Source organism: Streptomyces sp. W16, from assembly GCF_033194735.1.
Taxonomy (GTDB): domain Bacteria; phylum Actinomycetota; class Actinomycetes; order Streptomycetales; family Streptomycetaceae; genus Streptomyces.
The window spans coordinates 1-1142 of sequence record NZ_JAWOAI010001121.1 but is presented as its reverse complement, the minus strand read 5'-3'; the positions used below and the strand labels follow the sequence as shown (position 1 = coordinate 1142).

The 1142-nt window shown below is 75.7% G+C and carries 1 pseudogene; it reads left to right on the top strand.

The features are described 5' to 3' along the window. Nucleotides 1-377, top strand: a pseudogene (locus R6V09_RS53575) (zf-HC2 domain-containing protein); the annotation flags it as partial. Nucleotides 378-1142: the final 765 nt, after the last annotated feature.

The following is a 1142-nucleotide window of genomic DNA, read 5'->3' as shown; positions in this document are numbered from 1 at the left end:
CTTCCGATCTCGCGGCCGCCGACGCCGGGCGCCGCCGGGGCGTCGGGTCCCTGCTCGCCCAGGGCACGAGCCAGCGGTCGATGCTCGGCGACACCCCGGTGGTCCCGACCTCCGTCTCCGCGCCGCTGCTGCCCGGGGTGCCGTCTCCGGCGGCCGTCCGGGGCGACGACGAGGTCATGCACACGCTGACGGCGCCCGTGGTGGCCGGTGCGGCGGTCATGTCCCCGCTGATACGCCCGCTCAACACGAACCCGCCGGTCGCCCTCACGTCCTGGTCCACGGCCCCCGAGGTCATGGCCCCCGGCCTGCTGCGCGCACCCGACGCCACCTCTTCCCCCACTTCCGCCCCCTCCGCCTCCTCCCGCCCCCTCCGCTGATCGGCCCCTGCGCCAAGCCCCGCCGACCTGGTTGAATCCGGGGAGTACGGGGTGGCACGGCGGGCGGTGGGGAGCACATGAACGAGGGGACACCGAAACCGAGGCCCACGAAACCGAAGTGGTGGAGTCGGGGCCGGGCGGCGACGCCGAGTGCGGACGGGGACGGCGGCAACGATGACGCGGGTGCGGGTGCCGTCAACGGCGGCACCAGGGACGTCGACGAACACACCGACGGGGACTTCGCACTCCGGCCGCCAAAAGGGTACGGGTACGCGTTGCGGGACGTCACCTCGCGGGTGACGGCCGATGAGGGCTTCGCGCCGGGTACGCCTGCGCAGAGCGCGAGCAGTGAAGTCGGTGAAGCCGACGGTGACTTCGAACTGGGGCGACCCGCGCAGGCGTCTCCGGTCGGCGGCACGATCGTGGACGGTGACGGTGACGGCGGAGCGAACTGTCCCGTCCCCGAGCCGTCGACCACCACCGGGGCGGTCCTCCCGCCCACCCACCACCCCAAGCCCCTGCACGACCCCGACCCCTACGGCACCCCGCCATACGGCGAGCCGGGCCCCTGGGCGCCCGCACCGCCCGTCCAGCACCCGGCGGTTACCTCCGTGCCCGGCGCCGCCCCACAGGCCCCCACAACGGCCTCCGGCACTCCTGCCCCACCGGCCCCGGCGACGGTGTCCGACACGGCTGTCCCACTTGACCCCACCCCCACCCCCATCCCCCCCCCCCCCCCCCCCCCCCCCCCCCCCCCCCCCCCCC